Annotated in this window: 15 protein-coding genes; 9 read left to right on the top strand and 6 right to left on the bottom strand. The window is 45.6% G+C overall.

Annotated features, from left to right (window positions below):
- Positions 1 to 11 precede the first annotated feature (11 nt).
- Both AC55NX_RS13495 and AC55NX_RS13490 read left to right on the top strand, forming a co-directional pair.
- Positions 12 to 905 carry a DMT family transporter gene (locus tag AC55NX_RS13495; protein ID WP_496996221.1) on the top strand — a complete coding sequence of 298 codons (894 nt, stop codon included), beginning with the start codon at positions 12 to 14 and terminating at the stop codon, positions 903 to 905.
- A 148-nt stretch (positions 906 to 1,053) separates the two neighbouring features.
- On the top strand, positions 1,054 to 1,692 hold the full coding sequence (locus tag AC55NX_RS13490) for an SRPBCC family protein (protein ID WP_496996220.1): 639 nt from the start codon (positions 1,054 to 1,056) through the stop codon (positions 1,690 to 1,692).
- Positions 1,693 to 1,714: 22 nt separating this feature from the next.
- Here the strand turns inward: AC55NX_RS13490 and AC55NX_RS13485 are convergent, their stop codons facing one another.
- Positions 1,715 to 1,906 carry a hypothetical protein gene (locus tag AC55NX_RS13485; RefSeq protein ID WP_496996219.1) on the bottom strand — a complete coding sequence of 64 codons (192 nt, stop codon included), beginning with the start codon at positions 1,904 to 1,906 and terminating at the stop codon, positions 1,715 to 1,717.
- A gap of 244 nt (positions 1,907 to 2,150) precedes the next feature.
- Between AC55NX_RS13485 and AC55NX_RS13480 the strand changes: the two genes are divergently transcribed.
- Positions 2,151 to 2,858, top strand: coding sequence for a hypothetical protein (locus AC55NX_RS13480; protein ID WP_496996218.1), 708 nt, complete (start codon positions 2,151 to 2,153; stop codon positions 2,856 to 2,858).
- Between the two features lie 192 nt (positions 2,859 to 3,050).
- Here the strand turns inward: AC55NX_RS13480 and AC55NX_RS13475 are convergent, their stop codons facing one another.
- Positions 3,051 to 4,565, bottom strand: a complete 1,515-nt coding sequence (locus AC55NX_RS13475; RefSeq protein WP_496996217.1) for a fumarate hydratase — start codon at positions 4,563 to 4,565, stop codon at positions 3,051 to 3,053.
- A 203-nt stretch (positions 4,566 to 4,768) separates the two neighbouring features.
- Between AC55NX_RS13475 and pabB the strand changes: the two genes are divergently transcribed.
- The 4 genes from pabB (at position 4,769) to AC55NX_RS13455 (ending at position 8,954) form a co-directional block, all read left to right on the top strand.
- Positions 4,769 to 6,133 carry an aminodeoxychorismate synthase component I gene (gene pabB, locus AC55NX_RS13470; protein ID WP_496996216.1) on the top strand — a complete coding sequence of 455 codons (1,365 nt, stop codon included), beginning with the start codon at positions 4,769 to 4,771 and terminating at the stop codon, positions 6,131 to 6,133.
- 21 nt (positions 6,134 to 6,154) lie between these two features.
- On the top strand, positions 6,155 to 6,760 hold the full coding sequence (locus AC55NX_RS13465) for a CoA pyrophosphatase (RefSeq protein WP_496996215.1): 606 nt from the start codon (positions 6,155 to 6,157) through the stop codon (positions 6,758 to 6,760).
- A gap of 131 nt (positions 6,761 to 6,891) precedes the next feature.
- Positions 6,892 to 7,401, top strand: a complete 510-nt coding sequence (locus tag AC55NX_RS13460; protein ID WP_496996214.1) for a hypothetical protein — start codon at positions 6,892 to 6,894, stop codon at positions 7,399 to 7,401.
- A 191-nt stretch (positions 7,402 to 7,592) separates the two neighbouring features.
- Positions 7,593 to 8,954: an L-serine ammonia-lyase gene (locus AC55NX_RS13455; protein ID WP_496996213.1), complete on the top strand. Its 1,362-nt coding sequence runs from the start codon at positions 7,593 to 7,595 to the stop codon at positions 8,952 to 8,954.
- Positions 8,955 to 9,105: 151 nt separating this feature from the next.
- Here AC55NX_RS13455 and queD read toward each other — a convergent pair whose 3' ends face one another.
- Together queD and AC55NX_RS13445 are read right to left on the bottom strand one after the other, a co-directional pair.
- A complete protein-coding gene (gene queD / locus AC55NX_RS13450; RefSeq protein WP_496996212.1) occupies positions 9,106 to 9,462 on the bottom strand; it encodes a 6-carboxytetrahydropterin synthase QueD in 357 nt (118 codons plus the stop codon).
- A gap of 144 nt (positions 9,463 to 9,606) precedes the next feature.
- A complete protein-coding gene (locus AC55NX_RS13445; RefSeq protein ID WP_496996211.1) occupies positions 9,607 to 10,986 on the bottom strand; it encodes an L-serine ammonia-lyase in 1,380 nt (459 codons plus the stop codon).
- Positions 10,987 to 11,539: 553 nt separating this feature from the next.
- Here AC55NX_RS13445 and asnS point away from each other — a divergent pair.
- Positions 11,540 to 12,940, top strand: coding sequence for an asparagine--tRNA ligase (gene asnS / locus AC55NX_RS13440; protein WP_496996210.1), 1,401 nt, complete (start codon positions 11,540 to 11,542; stop codon positions 12,938 to 12,940).
- A 254-nt stretch (positions 12,941 to 13,194) separates the two neighbouring features.
- The gene (locus AC55NX_RS13435; protein WP_496996209.1) at positions 13,195 to 14,385 is read left to right on the top strand and encodes an amino acid aminotransferase; all 1,191 of its coding nucleotides are present in this window, start codon (positions 13,195 to 13,197) and stop codon (positions 14,383 to 14,385) included.
- 85 nt (positions 14,386 to 14,470) lie between these two features.
- Here the strand turns inward: AC55NX_RS13435 and AC55NX_RS13430 are convergent, their stop codons facing one another.
- Both AC55NX_RS13430 and AC55NX_RS13425 read right to left on the bottom strand, forming a co-directional pair.
- Positions 14,471 to 14,851, bottom strand: a complete 381-nt coding sequence (locus tag AC55NX_RS13430; protein WP_496996208.1) for a VOC family protein — start codon at positions 14,849 to 14,851, stop codon at positions 14,471 to 14,473.
- 77 nt (positions 14,852 to 14,928) lie between these two features.
- Positions 14,929 to 17,484 (bottom strand): bifunctional diguanylate cyclase/phosphodiesterase, encoded by a 2,556-nt coding sequence (locus tag AC55NX_RS13425; protein WP_496996207.1) that lies wholly within the window; start codon positions 17,482 to 17,484, stop codon positions 14,929 to 14,931.
- Positions 17,485 to 17,635: the final 151 nt, after the last annotated feature.

The raw sequence follows: 17,635 nt of genomic DNA, 5'->3' as shown, positions 1-17,635 counted from the left end.
CTGTTATAAAAATGAAATCATCCCAACAACCGATTTTTCCCATCGGTGTCCAATTTATGTTTCTGTCTGCTTTGGGATTTGCCCTCATGACCGCATGTGTCAAAGCCACAAATCAGTACGGGATTCCCGTTTTCGAAATCGTTGCCGCCCGTGCATTGGTTTCTCTTGTCATCAGTTATCTCGATGTCAAACGTAAAAAGATTTCTCTCTGGGGCAATAATAAGCCATTGCTATTTGCCCGGGGGGCTGTCGGTACAGTCGCACTGATGTGCGTCTATTATTCCGTGACCACGCTTCCTCTGGCTGAAGCGACGATTTTGCAGTATATCCATCCGGTATTTACGGCGCTGTTAGCCGTGTTTTTCTTAAAAGAGAGGGTTCAGCCGGCAACCATCATCTGTATTGTGACTTGCCTACTCGGACTGTACTTTATCCTGCAATCTGATATGTCCTCGGAATCAACGACACCGCTTCCTCTATTGAGCGTCGCATTCGCTCTCATGGGCGCATTCGGCAGTTCTGTCGCTTATGTTATTGTTAAAAAACTAAGCACGACAGAAGACAGCTCAGTGATTATTTTTTATTTTCCGTTGGTTGCACTCCCGATCGCTGCTTTGCTGATTGGTGATGACTTCGTCTGGCCTGATTTCAATATCACCATTTTGCTGATATTGGTTGGGGTATTCACTCAGGTGGGTCAGTATGGATTGACCAAAGCGATGCAGACTCAGGATGCCGGCAGAGCTTCAGCATTTGCCTATGTGCAGATCGTGATTTCAGTGATTATCGGTATCCTCGTATTTGATGAAATTCCATCGATCTGGACGTTAATCGGCGGCATTCTCATCGTCTCCGGTGCGTTGATCAATCTGTTCGGGCAGCGGTTAAGGCTCGCTCGGTGTTGATAGTCATCTCTGTAAAAAGAGCGGACAGGTTGTGAAAAAGCAATCTTGTGAGGGGGATAGCGATTTCCCCCTCGCTAACAGATGCCGGCACCGCTATGATGGAGAACGTGGGGATATGCCTCATATTCATTAAGGATATCTGAACATCATGAGATGGATTGCACTGGCTGTGTTGCTGTTTCACCTACCCATAGATACTCACGCCACTGAGTCATCAACAGAGTCATGGTCACTCTATAAATCAGATGACAACGTCAAAGTTTATAGCCACAAAACGGCTACAGGTCATATAGAAGTCAAAGCTGTCGCAATTGTTAAAGCCATTCCCGGTGCCTTAATTGCCTTATTGCACGATGCACAACGTGGTCCCGAATGGATTGCGAACTGTCGTCAGGTCGTGATTGAAACCAAATCCGTTCATAAACGGATTATTCATGCTTATTACAGTGCGCCTTGGCCTGTTGAAGATCGGGACATGGTCATTGATTCCGTCATTCATTATGATCCGCAAGCCCGAAAATTAACAATTAGCGTACAAGATGTTGGTGATCAATATCCTCTCGAGCGGAATTACGTGCGAATGCAACATGTGAGCGGAGAATGGCAAGCCATTCAACTGAATCACCAGCAGACTCAGATCTCGTATCAAGGTCAAGGCAGTGCTGCTGGTCATATTCCGCTGTGGCTGGAAAATAAACTCTTGTTGAGTTCTACTTATGAAACCTTCTTAAATATGGCCACCGTCATTGAAGAAGATGTCTATCAGGTCCCGATCCCCCATTCATAAGCATCATTCACAAACCGAATCACTAGCCAAGCCATAATTGGTCATTGATTGTCACTGGTCTTTCTGAGACAGACACCTGCTCAGAGATCTGTTCCTGTCCCTGCGGTTCATCGTCAGTAGAAGAAAACAGATAAGTCAGTACGCCAACACTCAACATATAAATGCTGGCAGTAATGATTGCGACAATTAGGATGATTTTTTTGAACCACTGCATGGTTGTTCTCGTAAAATTAAATCGGTAGCAAACCATACCAAACTGGATAAAAATTGGAAGCATTTCATCATTTCACAAGACGGCACATCGTAGATTTTATAAAAAGCCACTGTCACAATCTGTCACATGACTAACGGCAAGCGCTACATTTCGCCGATGTTTTTCATTTTATAATAAAAACACATAACTCAATGTTTTTTATTCGCCAAATCACGAAGCAATTATTTAATGGAAAACAATAATAATGAAAAAAGTAATTTACAGTACCATGCTGATGGTATCACTCGGTGGCTGCGGTGGCTCTGACGGTGGTTCAAACCCCCTTGTTAATTACCAATCCAATGGATTAGGGTTCAGTGATATTACCAATGGCTTTGATATCTCCGTTCATTTGTATAATCAGTTGAATGAAGACCAGATAGAAAAAGACAATGCCACGGTAACATTCGACATTAACAATAATTCTACATTTGATGATGGCGACATTCGGATCAAAGTCGGCAATACATCAGGTATACCCAATGTTTACTATGAGACAGGCTGGACTGTCGGTGACTTTATTGTCGAATATAACAAAGCCGGGACGATCTTGTCCGTTCGGCCAAACAGCGGGGTCATTGTTGGAGGGAATAATATTCTGACCAACGATATTGGCTCAGTCTCCTACCGACTCACCACATTCAACGATACGTTTGTCAGTAATCATCTGATATTCAGGATCAATCGAGCCTTTACTTCAAGCGATGCGGATGCCCCGCTGATCAAACAAAGTCTGAATAATATTTCCAGTGCGACTCCATTTAATATTGAATTCAGTGATGGCGTCAGCAGTGCAGACTATATTCCCGGTAAAGACGTATTCAGTCAAGGCACATTTAGCGATAACAAAAATGATTACACTGGCAATAATAATCAAGTGGATCTGAAGTCAATCGATATCAGCAACATCTAATCATGGGTTATCAGCGCAACGGAGATACGCGCTTTATTAGCAACAGTGCGAGTCCACATAGAGTGAGCAACAGATCATTCACAACAACAATTCAATAATGAATGATTCCGATGTCAGTAATCCCCCCATCGGAGTAAGCCCCAAAAACAAAAGCCTCTTAACAGAGGCTTTTGTGTAATTAGCGTAAAGCGTTTATTTTTCGGCTTCTGCGATTTTCACTTTCCAGACATCCGGACCGGTCTGGTGCGCATTCACACCACGAGAATCAACTGCCACAGTCACCGGCATATCTTCGACTTCAAATTCGTAGATGGCTTCCATACCCAGATCTTCAAATGCCACAACCCGGGCTTTCTTAATCGCTTTTGCAACCAAATAAGCTGCACCACCGACAGCCATCAGATAAACCGCCTGATGATTTTTGATCGATTCAACCGTGGCAGCACCGCGCTCAGCTTTACCAATCATGCCCATCACACCAACATCTTCAAGCATCATGTCAGTGAACTTATCCATACGCGTTGATGTTGTCGGGCCTGCCGGACCAACGACTTCATCACCCACTGCATCAACCGGCCCGACGTAATAGATAAACTTACCTTTCAGATCAACGCCTTCTGGCAGACCTTCCCCATTATTTAACATGGTTTGGATACGTTTATGGGCTGCATCGCGTCCGGTCAGAATTTTGCCTGACAAGAGCAGTGTCTCACCGGTCTTCCATTGACGGACATCTTCTTTGGTCACCTGATCGAGATTGACACGACGCGTATTTTCACCCGCTTCCCACGTAATATCCGGCCAGTCTTCCAGTTTAGGCGGAACAAACTCAGCCGGACCGTTACCATCCAGTGTGAAATGAATATGACGTGTTGCCGCACAGTTCGGAATCAGACAAACCGGTTTGGATGCAGCATGGGTTGGCGCGGTTTTGATCTTCACATCAACCACGGTGGTTAATCCGCCCAGCCCCTGAGCACCGATCCCCAAGCGATTCACTCGGTTGAAGATATCCAGACGCAGCTCTTCTTCGGCATTTTGCGGGCCGCGATCAATCAAGTCTTGAATATCGATATGTTCCATCAAGGATTCTTTTGCCAATACCGCGGCTTTTTCTGCTGTACCACCGATACCAATGCCTAACATTCCCGGTGGACACCAGCCAGCCCCCATCGCTGGTAATGTTTTTTCGACCCACTCCGCAATATCATCTGACGGATTAAGCATTACCATTTTAGTTTTGTTTTCAGAACCGCCCCCTTTGGCAGCAATCTGAATTTCAACCTGATCACCGGGAACCATGTTGATATGAACGACAGCCGGTGTATTGTCACGGCTATTGATCCGTTTCCCCGCAGGATCGTGCAGGACTGATGCCCGAAGTGGGTTTTCCGGATTGGTATATGCCTGACGAACACCTTCATCAACCATTTCCTGTACGGTCATATCACCTTCCCACTGAACATTCATACCAATATTGACAAAACAAGTCACGATACCGGTGTCCTGACAGATCGGACGGTGTCCTTCCGCAGACATACGGGAGTTAATCAGAATCTGGGCGATAGCATCTTTCGCGGCCTGACTTTCTTCGCGATCATAGGCTTTCTTTAACGCCTGAACAAAATCAAGCGGATGGTAATAAGAGATATACTGAAGCGCATCAGCCACACTACTGATGACGTCTTCTTTTCGAATTAGCGTCATTGCTTACCTCATTATGTTTATGCTTCCGGGGTCATTTCTCAGACGACAGAAAATTTGACTGTAAAGCATCAAAAACTGTCATTTACCGGAGATTTCACGGGCTTATATTACTTATAGTCATTGCTTTTTATGATACTCTTGGTTGCACCAACAAGCTATGCGACGATTGGACTTTTCGTCACAGTTTATACAAATGAACAGCCATGAAGAATGCAACTGACCAATCTATTGAACACAAATCACTCACATATCATCCTCGGATAGCCATTGAGTATTTCTCTCGTATTGAAAATCAGCCTTGGTCGATGTTGCTGCGTTCTCCGGCGGAACATACCGACAGTCGCTACGATATTCTCGTTGCCCGACCCGTTGTCACACTAAAAACACAAGGTGCCGTCACTCACATTCAAACAGGTGACAGTCGAGCTACATCATCCGACGATCCATTTGAACTCCTGACTCGCTACCAAAATCAATACACCCCGGCCCTTGATGAGATCAGCACATATCCCTTTGTCGGTGGCGCTCTTGGCTATTTTGCTTATGATTTGGGACGGCGTATCGAGCATTTACCCGAGCAGGCGGTACAGGACATTCTTCTGCCAGAGATGGCGGTAGGTATTTATACTTGGGCATTGGTTGTCGATCACCGTCAGCAAACGGCGACATTGGTCGGAATCGGAATAGACGCTGCGGAACAGTGGCTCAATGCACAACGAGCTGTTGAACAACCGTCTTTTCGTTTGACATCAGAGTGGCATGCGAATATGACTGAGAATGAGTACCGCGCTAAGATCAACGCCATTCATGAATATCTGCACTCCGGTGACTGCTATCAAGTCAACCTGACTCAGCGTTTCCAAGCTGGTTATACGGGCAGTGAATGGCAAGCTTATCAACGATTGGAGCATGAAAATCGCGCGCCTTTTTCTGCTTACCTTCGAATTGAAGAAGGTGTCATTTTAAGTATTTCTCCGGAGCGTTTTCTACACTATAAAGCACCGACCATTGAGACGAAACCCATTAAGGGGACAATGCCGCGCAGCGCTGATAAAGCTCTTGATCTGCAATATGCACAAACATTAGCCGCATCGGAAAAAGATCAGTCCGAGAACCTGATGATTGTTGATTTATTACGCAACGACATCGGCCGGGTGGCAAAACCTGGTAGTGTCCGTGTACCTCAATTATTTGCGATTGAAAGTTTTCCGGCGGTTCACCATTTGGTCAGTACCATCAAAGCAGAGTTAAGCGTACATTATACCTCCGCAGATCTGTTGCGAGCCTGTTTTCCGGGAGGCTCCATTACCGGTGCCCCGAAAATCCGAGCGATGGAAATCATCGAAGAATTGGAACCCCAGCGCAGAAGTGTTTATTGCGGGAGTATCGGCTATATCAGCCGCGATGGTCAGATGGATACCAGTATTACGATTCGCACCCTGATCGCCACGAAGCAACAGATCTATGTCTGGGCCGGTGGCGGTATCGTCGCTGATAGTGAGTGTGTCAGCGAATATCAGGAAACATTCGATAAATTGAGTCGAATATTACCCATATTATCGTCATAACCTGTCACAACGAGACTGAAAATGCATCTGACCCGAACAATAATATTAAGAGATTTTCAACTCCGTCAGCCCAGCGACTATACCCCGGAATCATTGTCGCGGACCAAACATCTTTCCGGACAAAATTTACGTAAAGCAGCCGTGTTGGTTGCTTTTGTCGAACGGCCAACGGGATTGAATGTTATTTTTACCAAACGCGCAGCACATCTGAAACACCATCCGAATCAGGTAAGCTTCCCCGGTGGCAAATGTGAACAGTGGGATAAATCCGTCTACGCAACAGCAATCAGGGAAGCACACGAAGAGATCGGCCTGACGCAACAGCAGGTTGAATTAATTGGCTGCCTGCCGGAGTTAAAAACCGTCAGCCGCTTTTCCGTGACACCGGTCGTGGCATTTGCCTCACCCCATTATCAAGTGACGATTGATCCGAATGAAGTTGCAGAAGTATTTGAAGTGCCTGCTGATTATTTACTCCATCCCCGTAATCTTCACCATGCCACATTTGTCCTGAAAAATGCCCGCCACCGGGTATTGGCGATCCCTTATCAACGACATTTTATCTGGGGTGCAACTGCTCAGATCGTCCACGCCTTACAAAAACAGCTCGATACTACGAATTTATAATTCAGGAACATAGTAGAAATCGGGCGGTGAATGTAGTATAAGCTGCTGCACATCAATAACTTACCTATCACACTTTCATCCTCTGAAAGCATGATCGCGCTCATTTTATTCAAATAGTTGGAAATACCCCCATGAACAAAAAGTATTTTTTACTGCTCCCGTTATGTTTCGCCCCACTCTATGCCAATGCAACCGCAGAAAAAGGAACATATTATATGGGATATCTGCATGAAGATATCAACCAGAGCGGTGTTTTTGAACTTGGCGTCCGTGTCCCGACTTCGCAGTTTACGGAATTCAATGTTGCAGCCATGTGGTTTGCCCACGATCAGAACCTTTACGAAGGGATTAACGCCGGATTTCATCTGACAACTGGTACGCCTGTTTTAAAAGGCTATATGGGGGCTGGTTTGTTTTCCGGACAAAATAAAATGTGCGATAAACAATATAACGATGCAAGCAACCGTTATGATTACACCGATTGCGATTCAGATCTGACGATCGGGGTTTATCCTGAAGTTGGTGTAGAAATGTCACTTTTCAATCTGAAACTGGCGACCTACGCCCGCTACTATCGAACGGCAAACAGCGGCGAGAATGAATATCTTATGTATGGCGCATACCTCGGGCTCAGTTTTTAGCACTTTGAGGCAGTTCATATAAGCTGAAAATAACCGTAGTTTAAGCAGATTATCAGTTGTGCAGACAGGGGGAGTCATGTACTCTCCACCGCAATTTCAACCTGCTCAGACCAAGTCACTTCGCGTCATTCAGGATGAAATCATCATTTGCTATTATTTGTTGATATAAGCTGTTTGTGAGTAAGCCATCTATGATTAGTGTTTTTGACATTTTTAAAATCGGCATAGGGCCATCAAGCTCTCATACGGTAGGGCCAATGAAGGCCGGAAAACAGTTCATTGACGAGCTATACCAGAAAGCAATTTTACCCAATGTAACCAAGATTACGGTTGATGTTTATGGTTCTCTGTCACTGACAGGGAAAGGACACCAAACCGATACCGCCACCATTCTCGGGCTGGCTGGGTATAGCCCGGAATCTGTAGAAATCGATCAGATTCCCCACTTTATTCGTCAAGTCGAACAGACGGAAAAACTCCCCATTACCTGCTATGATCATCAAGTCGATTTCCTCAAAACAGATGGGATGACTTTCCACACCAGTAATCTGTCTCTGCATGAGAATGGCATGAAAATTCACGCCTGGCAGAATGATGAACGACTTTACTCCAAGACATATTATTCAATCGGGGGCGGATTCATTGTCGATGAAGAAAACTTTGGTCTGTCGATCGAATCATCTGATGAAGTTCCCTACCCTTATATCAGTGCCTCAGAATTAGTCACTCAGTGCCGTGAATCGGGGTTATCCATCAGTACACTGGTGTTAGAAAATGAAAAAGCACTGCGTACCGAAGAAGAGATCCATGCGCATCTGAGCAAAGTCTGGCAAACCATGAAGGACTGTATCACCAGAGGCATGAAAACCGAAGGGATTCTTCCCGGGCCATTACGAGTTCCACGACGCTCAGCAGCACTCAACCAACAACTCCAAACGTCAGAGCGTACATCCAACGATCCAATGGCCGTGATCGACTGGGTCAACATGTATGCATTTGCCGTTAACGAAGAGAATGCTGCCGGCGGGCGCGTTGTTACCGCACCAACCAATGGCGCTTGTGGCATCGTCCCTGCGGTACTGGCCTACTACGATAAGTTTATTCAGACCGTGCATGAGCAGGATTATATTCGTTATCTGGCAACTACGGGCGCAATCGGCGGGCTCTACAAACGCAATGCATCGATCTCAGGTGCAGAAGTCGGATGTCAGGGTGAAGTCGGTGTGGCTTGTTCAATGGCTGCTGCAGGATTGGCTGAGCTGTTGGGCGGGAGTCCAGAACAAGTGTGTATGGCTGCGGAAATCGCCATGGAGCATAACCTCGGTCTGACCTGTGATCCGGTTGCGGGGCAGGTTCAAGTCCCCTGTATCGAAAGAAATGGTATCGCAGCGGTCAAAGCCATCAATGCCACACGCATGGCATTGAGACGTTCCTCTGCACCACGGGTTTCTCTCGATAAGGTGATCGAAACCATGCTCGAAACCGGCAAAGATATGAATGCGAAATATCGCGAAACCTCACAAGGTGGTCTGGCAGTCAAGGTGACTTGTTAAACCGTGATCTGCTAACCCTTGGGCAAAAACGGGCATGTGAGCCGACTGTTTACGCATCAATTTACGCATCAATTTACGCATCAATGAAAACGCCCTTCATCATGAAGGGCGTTTTTCGTCAGACAATTCTTGTGATCAATTCGCTAACGCGTTACTCGCCACGATAAACACATCCTGCCGTACAGGTTTCTTTCACTTCGATCTGACTCAGCAATGGTAGATTTGGTTTCAATTCATGCCAAATCCAGCGTGCCAACACTTCACTGGTCGGGTTCTCCAACCCTTCAATCTCATTCAAATAATAGTGATCGAGGCGTTGATAAATCGGTTTAAATGCAGCTTTAATCTCTGCAAAGTCAATGACCCAGCCAGTCTGAGGATCAACCTCTCCCTCCACACAAACTCGGACCAGAAAAGAGTGCCCATGAAGACGTCCACATTTGTGTCCTTCAGGAACATAAGGCAGATGATGGGCGGCTTCAAATGTAAACTCTTTATATATGATCATCTTAAACTCTATAAATATCAATAACTTAAAATAAAAACAAACAAGTTATTATACGCGAAAAAGCGCTATTGTCACATGCTAAAATTGATCAAACTAATATAATCGTCAGTTGATGCAGTTAACGGTTCGAAGCGCGCAACTGGCTTAACAGTCTACTGCGTTGACAGCCAATCCGCCGCGAGATGTTTCTTTATATTTATCCTGCATATCCCGTCCTGTATCTCTCATCGTGCGGATTACCTTATCAAGAGAAATAAAATGCTCCCCATTACCACGTAACGCCATGTTAGCTGTATTGATGGATTTCACAGCCGCAATGGCATTTCGTTCAATACAAGGGACCTGAACTAACCCGCCGACGGGATCACAGGTCAGACCGAGGTTATGCTCCAGGGCGATTTCAGCCGCATTTTCAACCTGCCCCGGAGTGCCACCAAGCACTTCAGTCAATCCTGCTGCAGCCATGGCACTGGCAGAGCCGACTTCACCCTGACATCCGACTTCAGCACCGGATATCGACGCATTCATTTTACACAAAGCCCCAATAGCACTCGCCGCCAGAAAATATTTATTGACATCTTCCGCTTTGGCCTTCGGATGAAAACGCATGTGATACATCAATACTGCAGGCATAATTCCTGCCGCACCATTGGTCGGTGCCGTCACCATCCGCCCACCGGCAGCATTTTCCTCATTCACCGCCAGCGCATACATGTTGACCCAGTCCATACCACTCAATGAGGTGTATATCACGTTGTCGTTGCCGGATTGAATCAAAGAACGATGCAGAGAAGCCGCTCGTCTCTTCACCTGTAATCCTCCGGGCAGAATCCCCTCTTGCTCAATGCCGCTGGCAATGCATTCCTGCATGACTTGCCACAGCTGAGCAATCCCGGCTTCGATTTCCGGTATCGTCCGCCAAATTTGCTCATTTTTCATCACCAACTCACTAATCCGCAGCTTGTGTTTCTGGCAAATCTCAAGTAACTCTTTCGCGCTCGTAAACTCATAAGGGAGTTCAATCTGTGGTGTGACATATTCCGTTTTCTGAATGGATGCTTCATCCAGCACAAATCCGCCTCCGATCGAATAATAAGTATTGTCGGTCACAACTGTACTATCAGCCCCGTAAGCAGCCAGATACATTGCGTTGGGGTGATACGGTAAAACTTCATCAATGAACAGCAAATCGGTATGCCAGTCGAAAGAAATCGTCTTTTGTTTTGCCAGCCGTAACATGCCTGTATCTATCGTCTCTTTGATTGCCGGCTCAATCGCTGAGGGATCAATGGTGTCCGGCTGATATCCCATCAGCCCCATCACAGCAGCCTTATCGGTGCCGTGCCCAACACCCGTCGCACTGAGCGAGCCGTATAATTTTATTTCAATCCGCTCGACACTGGTCAACAGTTGCTGACTCACCAGAGCTTCAGCAAAAAGACTGGCGGCCCGCATGGGACCGACGGTATGGGAACTGGACGGTCCAATACCAATTTTAAACAGATCAAATACGCTGATACTCATGACTTGCTCCTACAAAAATCCGTTTCTTATTTTATGCTGAATGATTGGTGGTTCAGATCATGAAGACATGCTGACCACTGATGTCGATGAGAAAAAGATAAAGAGAACCGATAATTGGTTCCCTTTATCATTATTTTATAGCAGAGCGTTGGGCACCTTGCTGCCTCAGCACACAGACATACATCTGCATTCGTCTACTCCACATGCAAAGAAAATGAAGTGTTTTAAATACCTCGGCCAATACCGATTTGCGACATAGTGGTGAATAAAAAATGAGTACGGAAAATACGATTCGGGACATCGTAAGTCGGTGAAAACCCGACTCAATTGCATAAAGTTCAACCATCACGGTTCAAGATATCTGAAAAACGTCGTCAATAGGCACGCTTCTCCGGCTTTCTTCACGCTAAACCATTCAAGAGTCATTGATTTTAGTGTATTGTTAAGGCCTATTAATGCTGGGGAAAGATAACTGTCAGAGACCGACCCCGACACTTTTGGCATAAATTTTTGATTTGTAATAATTAATTAACTAAAGGATACCAACACTACTATGACGTACGCGCCTGTTGTTGACGTATTAAGCGGCAAGCTTGCAGTTGACAGTGAAGTTACTGTCCGCGGCTGGATCCGTACACGTCGTGATTCCAAAGCCGGAATTTCGTTTCTTGCCATTTATGACGGCTCATGTTTCGACCCGATTCAGGCCGTGGTCCCGAATAATCTCAATAATTACAATGAAGAAGTGTTAAAGCTGACAACTGGTTGTTCTGTTGAAGTAACCGGCACCATTGTTGCGTCTCCGGCACAAGGTCAGGACTTTGAGCTGGCAGCAACAGCGGTCAAAGTTGTCGGATGGGTCGAAGATGCAGACACTTATCCGATGGCGAAAACCCGTCACTCAATTGAGTACCTGCGTGAAGTTGCTCATCTGCGTCCGCGTACGAATGTGATTGGTGCCGTTGCCCGGGTGCGTAACTGTCTTTCTCAGGCAATTCACCGTTTTTATCATGAGCAGGGCTTTTTCTGGGTTTCAACCCCGCTGATCACGGCTGCTGACTGTGAAGGTGCCGGTGAAATGTTCCGCGTTTCCACGCTGGATCTGACCAACCTGCCGCTGACAGAGCAAGGCAATGTGGACTTTAATGAAGATTTCTTCGGCAAAGAGACATTTTTGACCGTTTCCGGCCAGTTAAACGGTGAAACCTACGCTTGTGCCCTGAGCAAAATTTACACGTTTGGTCCGACATTCCGAGCAGAAAACTCGAACACCAGCCGCCACTTAGCGGAATTCTGGATGGTGGAGCCAGAGGTTGCATTTGCAGAACTGGATGACATCGCCAAACTTGCTGAAGATATGCTCAAGTACGTTTTTAAAGCCGTACTTGAAGAGCGCCGTGATGATCTGGAATTTTTTGCCCAAAGAATCGATAAAGATGTGATTAACCGTCTGGAAAATTTTGTTGAGTCAGATTTTGCGCAGGTGGATTATACCGACGCAATTCAGATCCTGCTCGATTCCGGTAAAGAATTTGAATTCCCGGTTGAATGGGGCATCGACATGTCTTCAGAACATGAGCGCTACCTCGCTGAAGAGCACTTTAAAGCACCGGTTGTGGTGAAAAACTACCCGAAAGATATCAAAGCGTTTTATATGCGAATGAACGATGACGGTAAAACCGTTGCCGCGATGGATGTACTCGCACCGGGAATCGGTGAAATTATCGGAGGCTCTCAGCGTGAAGAACGTTTGGACATCCTTGACCAACGGATGCTCGCTATGGGGATCGAACCAGAAAGCATGAACTGGTATCGTGACTTGCGCCGTTATGGCACCGTCCCTCACTCAGGATTCGGTCTCGGCTTCGAACGGTTGGTTTCTTATGTCACAGGTATGGGAAACATCCGTGATGTGATTCCATTCCCGAGAACACCTCGTTCGGCGAACTTCTAAGCCAAAGTTGACCTATCTCAATGCCATCGTTCACGGTGGCATTTTTTTATTGTCTCCCCCCTCATGATTTCTGATGACTATATGCCGAAAGGCCGTTTTTCATGCGCGTGAAACAGAATAAAAAATTATTTACTTTTTTCATCGTGTGACGGTTGTAACAAGATAGCCATAGAGGTATAAATAATTGCATTACGATGTCACGAAACTGGCATAAAAATTCACCATTTCCTTTCAATTTTACACGGATGAAAAACATGTTTGAAAAAGTTGTCGCAGCACCGGCTGATCCCATTCTTGGACTGACTGAAGAGTTCAAAAGCGATCCCCGTTCAGAAAAAATTAATCTCGGGGTCGGGATCTATAAAGATGAATCAGGCCAAACCCCGATCCTCGCGACAGTAAAAAAAGCGGAAGCCATACTGCTCGAATCAGAAAAAACAAAATCTTATCTCACCATTGAAGGAATGGCTGATTATGCACTTGCAGTGCAAAAACTACTGTTTGGGGTCGATGCAGAAATTGTCACCAGCCAAAGAGCTAAAACCTCTCAGGCACCGGGTGGAACGGGTGCGCTACGTGTTGCCGGTGAATTCATCAAACGTCATTTAAGCAGCTCTAAAATTTGGATCAGCAATCCAACTTGGGCTAACCATAACGGTGTCTTCAAAGCTGCCGGCCTCGAAGTCGCGCAATACAGCTACTACAACGCGGAAACCAAAGATAAAGATTTTTCGGCGATGGTTGCCGACCTGCAAGGTGCAGATGCAGGCGATATCGTTTTATTACACGGTTGCTGTCATAACCCGACTGGTATCGATCCGACTCCTGAAGAGTGGGAAACCCTCGCGAAGCTTGTGGCAGAGAAAGACCTGATTCCTCTGTTCGACTTTGCTTATCAAGGTTTTGCCAAAGGGGTTGAAGAAGATGCTGCAGGTCTGCGGATCTTTGCCCGTTATAATAAAGAGTTACTCGTTGCCAGCTCGTTTTCGAAAAATTTCGGCCTGTATAATGAACGTGTCGGTGCATTCACGCTTGTGGCTGAATCCAAAGAAATTGCAACGACGGCATTTTCCCAAGTGAAAGGCATCATTCGCTCAATCTACTCTAATCCGCCGGCTCACGGTGCGGCAGTCGTTACGACGATTCTCAATCATCCGGAGCTCTATGCTGAGTGGATTCAGGAAGTAGCAGAAATGCGTGATCGTATTCAGGAAATGCGTGATCTGTTCGTGGCGACGTTGAAAGAACAAGGCGTTGAGCAAGACTTTAGTTTCATTGCCCGTCAAAACGGCATGTTCTCATTCTCAGGCCTAAACCCAGAGCAAGTGGCACAGCTAAAAAATGAGTTTGGTATTTATATTGTCGGATCCGGACGCATTAGTGTTGCCGGTATGACGAAGAGCAACATGTTGCCACTGTGTAAGGCTATTGCTGCGGTCATTTGATTCGTTGCGGTGATATCACGAAGTGTTGGTGACAAAAAAACATCCCGGAGATTCCGGGATGTTTTGTATCAACTGACGGATATAATTAAGAAATACGATAAACTGCACACAGTTTATTGCCTGTCGGATCACGCAGATAGGCTAAATATAATTCCCGACCGGAATGAGCGCGAATACCCGGAGGATCTTCACAGGTTACCCCGCCATTTTCGATTCCCGCTTGATGCCACGCATTTGCAAGTTCCGGACTCGCGGCTTTAAAACCGATGGTCATACCATTCCCGTGAGTTGCTTCCTTACCATTAATCGGTGGCGTGACAATCAGAACACCATCGGCATTTGCATAAATACAGCGACCTTTCTCATCAATCACCCCGGGTGGGTAATCTAAAACAGCCAGAATTGCATCATAAAACGTTTTTGATTTTTCAATATCGTTTGAACCAACGACGATGTGACTAAACATTGTGTACCCTTTTGTGAATAGAATCGATTTATCTTGCTATAAGGACATCCGACTGTCTAGAGACGTTCTCACAAATCTTACTGAACCCCACCCCAGCGTTTTGAAGAGCGCATTCTTTGCTGAATCATTTCAACACTCATTGGTTTGTCAAAATAATATCCCTGAACCAAACACCCTGTCGTCGTATGATTTGTCAATGCCAGTAATTGTGCATAGGTTTCAACGCCTTCGGCCACTACTCGGAAGGGGACTGATTGCCCAATCGCCAGTATAGTTTTAATCAGAGAACAACTCTCTTCACTACATAACATCTTATCGATAAAACTTTTATCGATTTTAACTTCATCAATCGGGAGTTGATTGAGATAACTCAGCGAGGCATAACCTTTACCGAAATCATCCAGAGAGATACGAATACCAGCCCGTTTCAAGGCAAATAAAACTTCTCGGGCCTGCTGAAACTCGCGAATAAAAACACTCTCTGTGATTTCAATATGGATGCGGCTGATATCAATCCCCACATGCTCGATAATCGCAACAATATCATCCACAAACCCCGGTGTCAGAAGCTGTTTGGCCGACACATTCACATTCAGACTCAACGCATAAAGACCATTCGGACTCAACGCTAAGACCTCCCGGCAAGCCCGTTCAAAAATATAGTTTCCCAATGTATAAATCAGACCGACATCTTCCGCGATATGGATAAACTCTTCCGGCTTCACAACACCGAGGACATCATTATCCCACCGAATCAAAGCCTCCAGACCAAGCACATTCCATGTTTTGACATGCACTAACGGCTGATAGCAGATAAACATTTCATGCTTACGCAACGCATGTTGCAACTGAGCTTCGATCGCTAGAAAATATTGCAAATGCGCATGGATCTCCTGATTGTAGAAGACCACGCTACCTCTGCGTTTTTTCTTCGCCTGATAAAGCACCACATCGGCTTTATGCAATAATTCCTCTGCTGATTTGCCATCATCGGGATATAAACTGGCTCCGATACTGCATGTCGTTTGTAATTGAGTTCCCCCCAGTTCAAAAGGCTCATCGAACACCCGTTGTATTCGTGAGACTTTATGTTCTGCATCGGCTTTTTGTGCGAGCGCCGAAAAGCAGAAGACAAACTCATCCCCCCCGAATCTTGAAACAAAATCATACTCACCTAATAAGTGACGAAAACGTTCGGCCACGCTCATCAATAACTGGTCGCCCATTGCATGACCATAGGTGTCATTAATTTTCTTAAATTCATCCAGATCAACAAACACAATCACCAGATACTGTGCCTGCGATTGAGAACGCTGTTTGAATATTTCCTTTTTAATGCCCTTCAAAAACATCATCCGATTGGGCAATGAGGTCAACACATCATGCATAGCCATAAAATGCATCTGATCCCGGCTATCTTCAACGTGCTCAATATGCTGACGAATCTTTTCTTGATAGCGGCAAAATCGCCCTGCGATAAGCCGGCCGATATAAAAAGACAAAAGCAAAACCATACCAGAGAACAACACACTGAAAATGAAAATATTCCACAGTGCCTGATCACTTTTCTGTTTGATCTGTTCGAGTTTCTGCTGGAAATAATCATCAAAACGCGCCATCGGAAATCCAGAAACGATATGCCACCCCCAGTCCCCCAAACTTTCGATATAAAGCATTGACTCATCGCCCGTCGAACCGTTGCTGAATACCATTCGTCCTTGCACAAACCGGCTGGGAAGATGAGATTGTGCATATGACAGCCAAGTATTGGTGTTCCCTTCCGGTAACAATATGTCTTTCAACTGTCTGCCGATATAGAGAGATTGATTATCTGCCAGAACCCGACCGTACTGATCCAGGACCGATATCATATATGCACCACCACTTTGGTGACGAACATGTTCATAAGGATATTGATCAATCCATTTGAGTAATGACTGCTGGACGTTGTGTTCCATATCCGCAACATTTTCGACCACACCAACAACCCACCCCAATGGGGAAAAATACTTACCGAATCCCATTTTTTCTTTCTGACTTGACTCCGATAGCGATGAGTGGAATTGAGACTGAACATCCCAGCGAAAAAAAGATTCGCCCTGACGTTCAATCTGTCTCATAAAATCCTCCGAGACGGGTGCGTCGGGATGAAAAGAGACCGGTAGAACTTGAATATGCTCAGGCGATTTTCTCAACATGCCTGATTGATGGCGGGACTGAATAAAAAAATAACTGGAACGAGGAAGCTCGTCTTGAGATTGAAGCGCCTGCGTGACGACCAGTTTAATCTCTTCCGGAGAAAGAGCATTATTCTGATAATAAAGGTGGCGTATGAGCTCATACGCGTCGTAAACCCGCTGACGGACTTGAAACTGAAGGTGTTGCATCAAGTAAGACTTTTGCCGCTCAAATTCTTTATGAATCAAGGCAACATGCTGCTGCGTCAACAATTTCTCTGAGAGCATCATCTCATGGTACATCGCCCTGCTATTTTCCACTAACCGCTGCCGGTCCGCTTCATACAAATAGCCATTCAGCACAAGCGCCAGACAACCAACGACAAATATTGGCGCCAGTTGAATAATCCACAATAAATGTCGCTCATTTCCCAAAGGCGAATTTGCACTATCCATAGCCGCGAATTCTCAAATCATATTAGCATTATTTTTTAATCGCTCCCCAAACAGTCATGGGAGTCGCAATAAAACGCTTATCATCAATTTATTATTTAGTAAGAATATTCTCATTTATCTATAGCAGATTAACTTGTTTAGATTAGAAAAT

Source organism: Vibrio rubrogenes, assembly GCF_059641415.1.
This window is presented reverse-complemented; position numbering and strand designations above follow the sequence as displayed.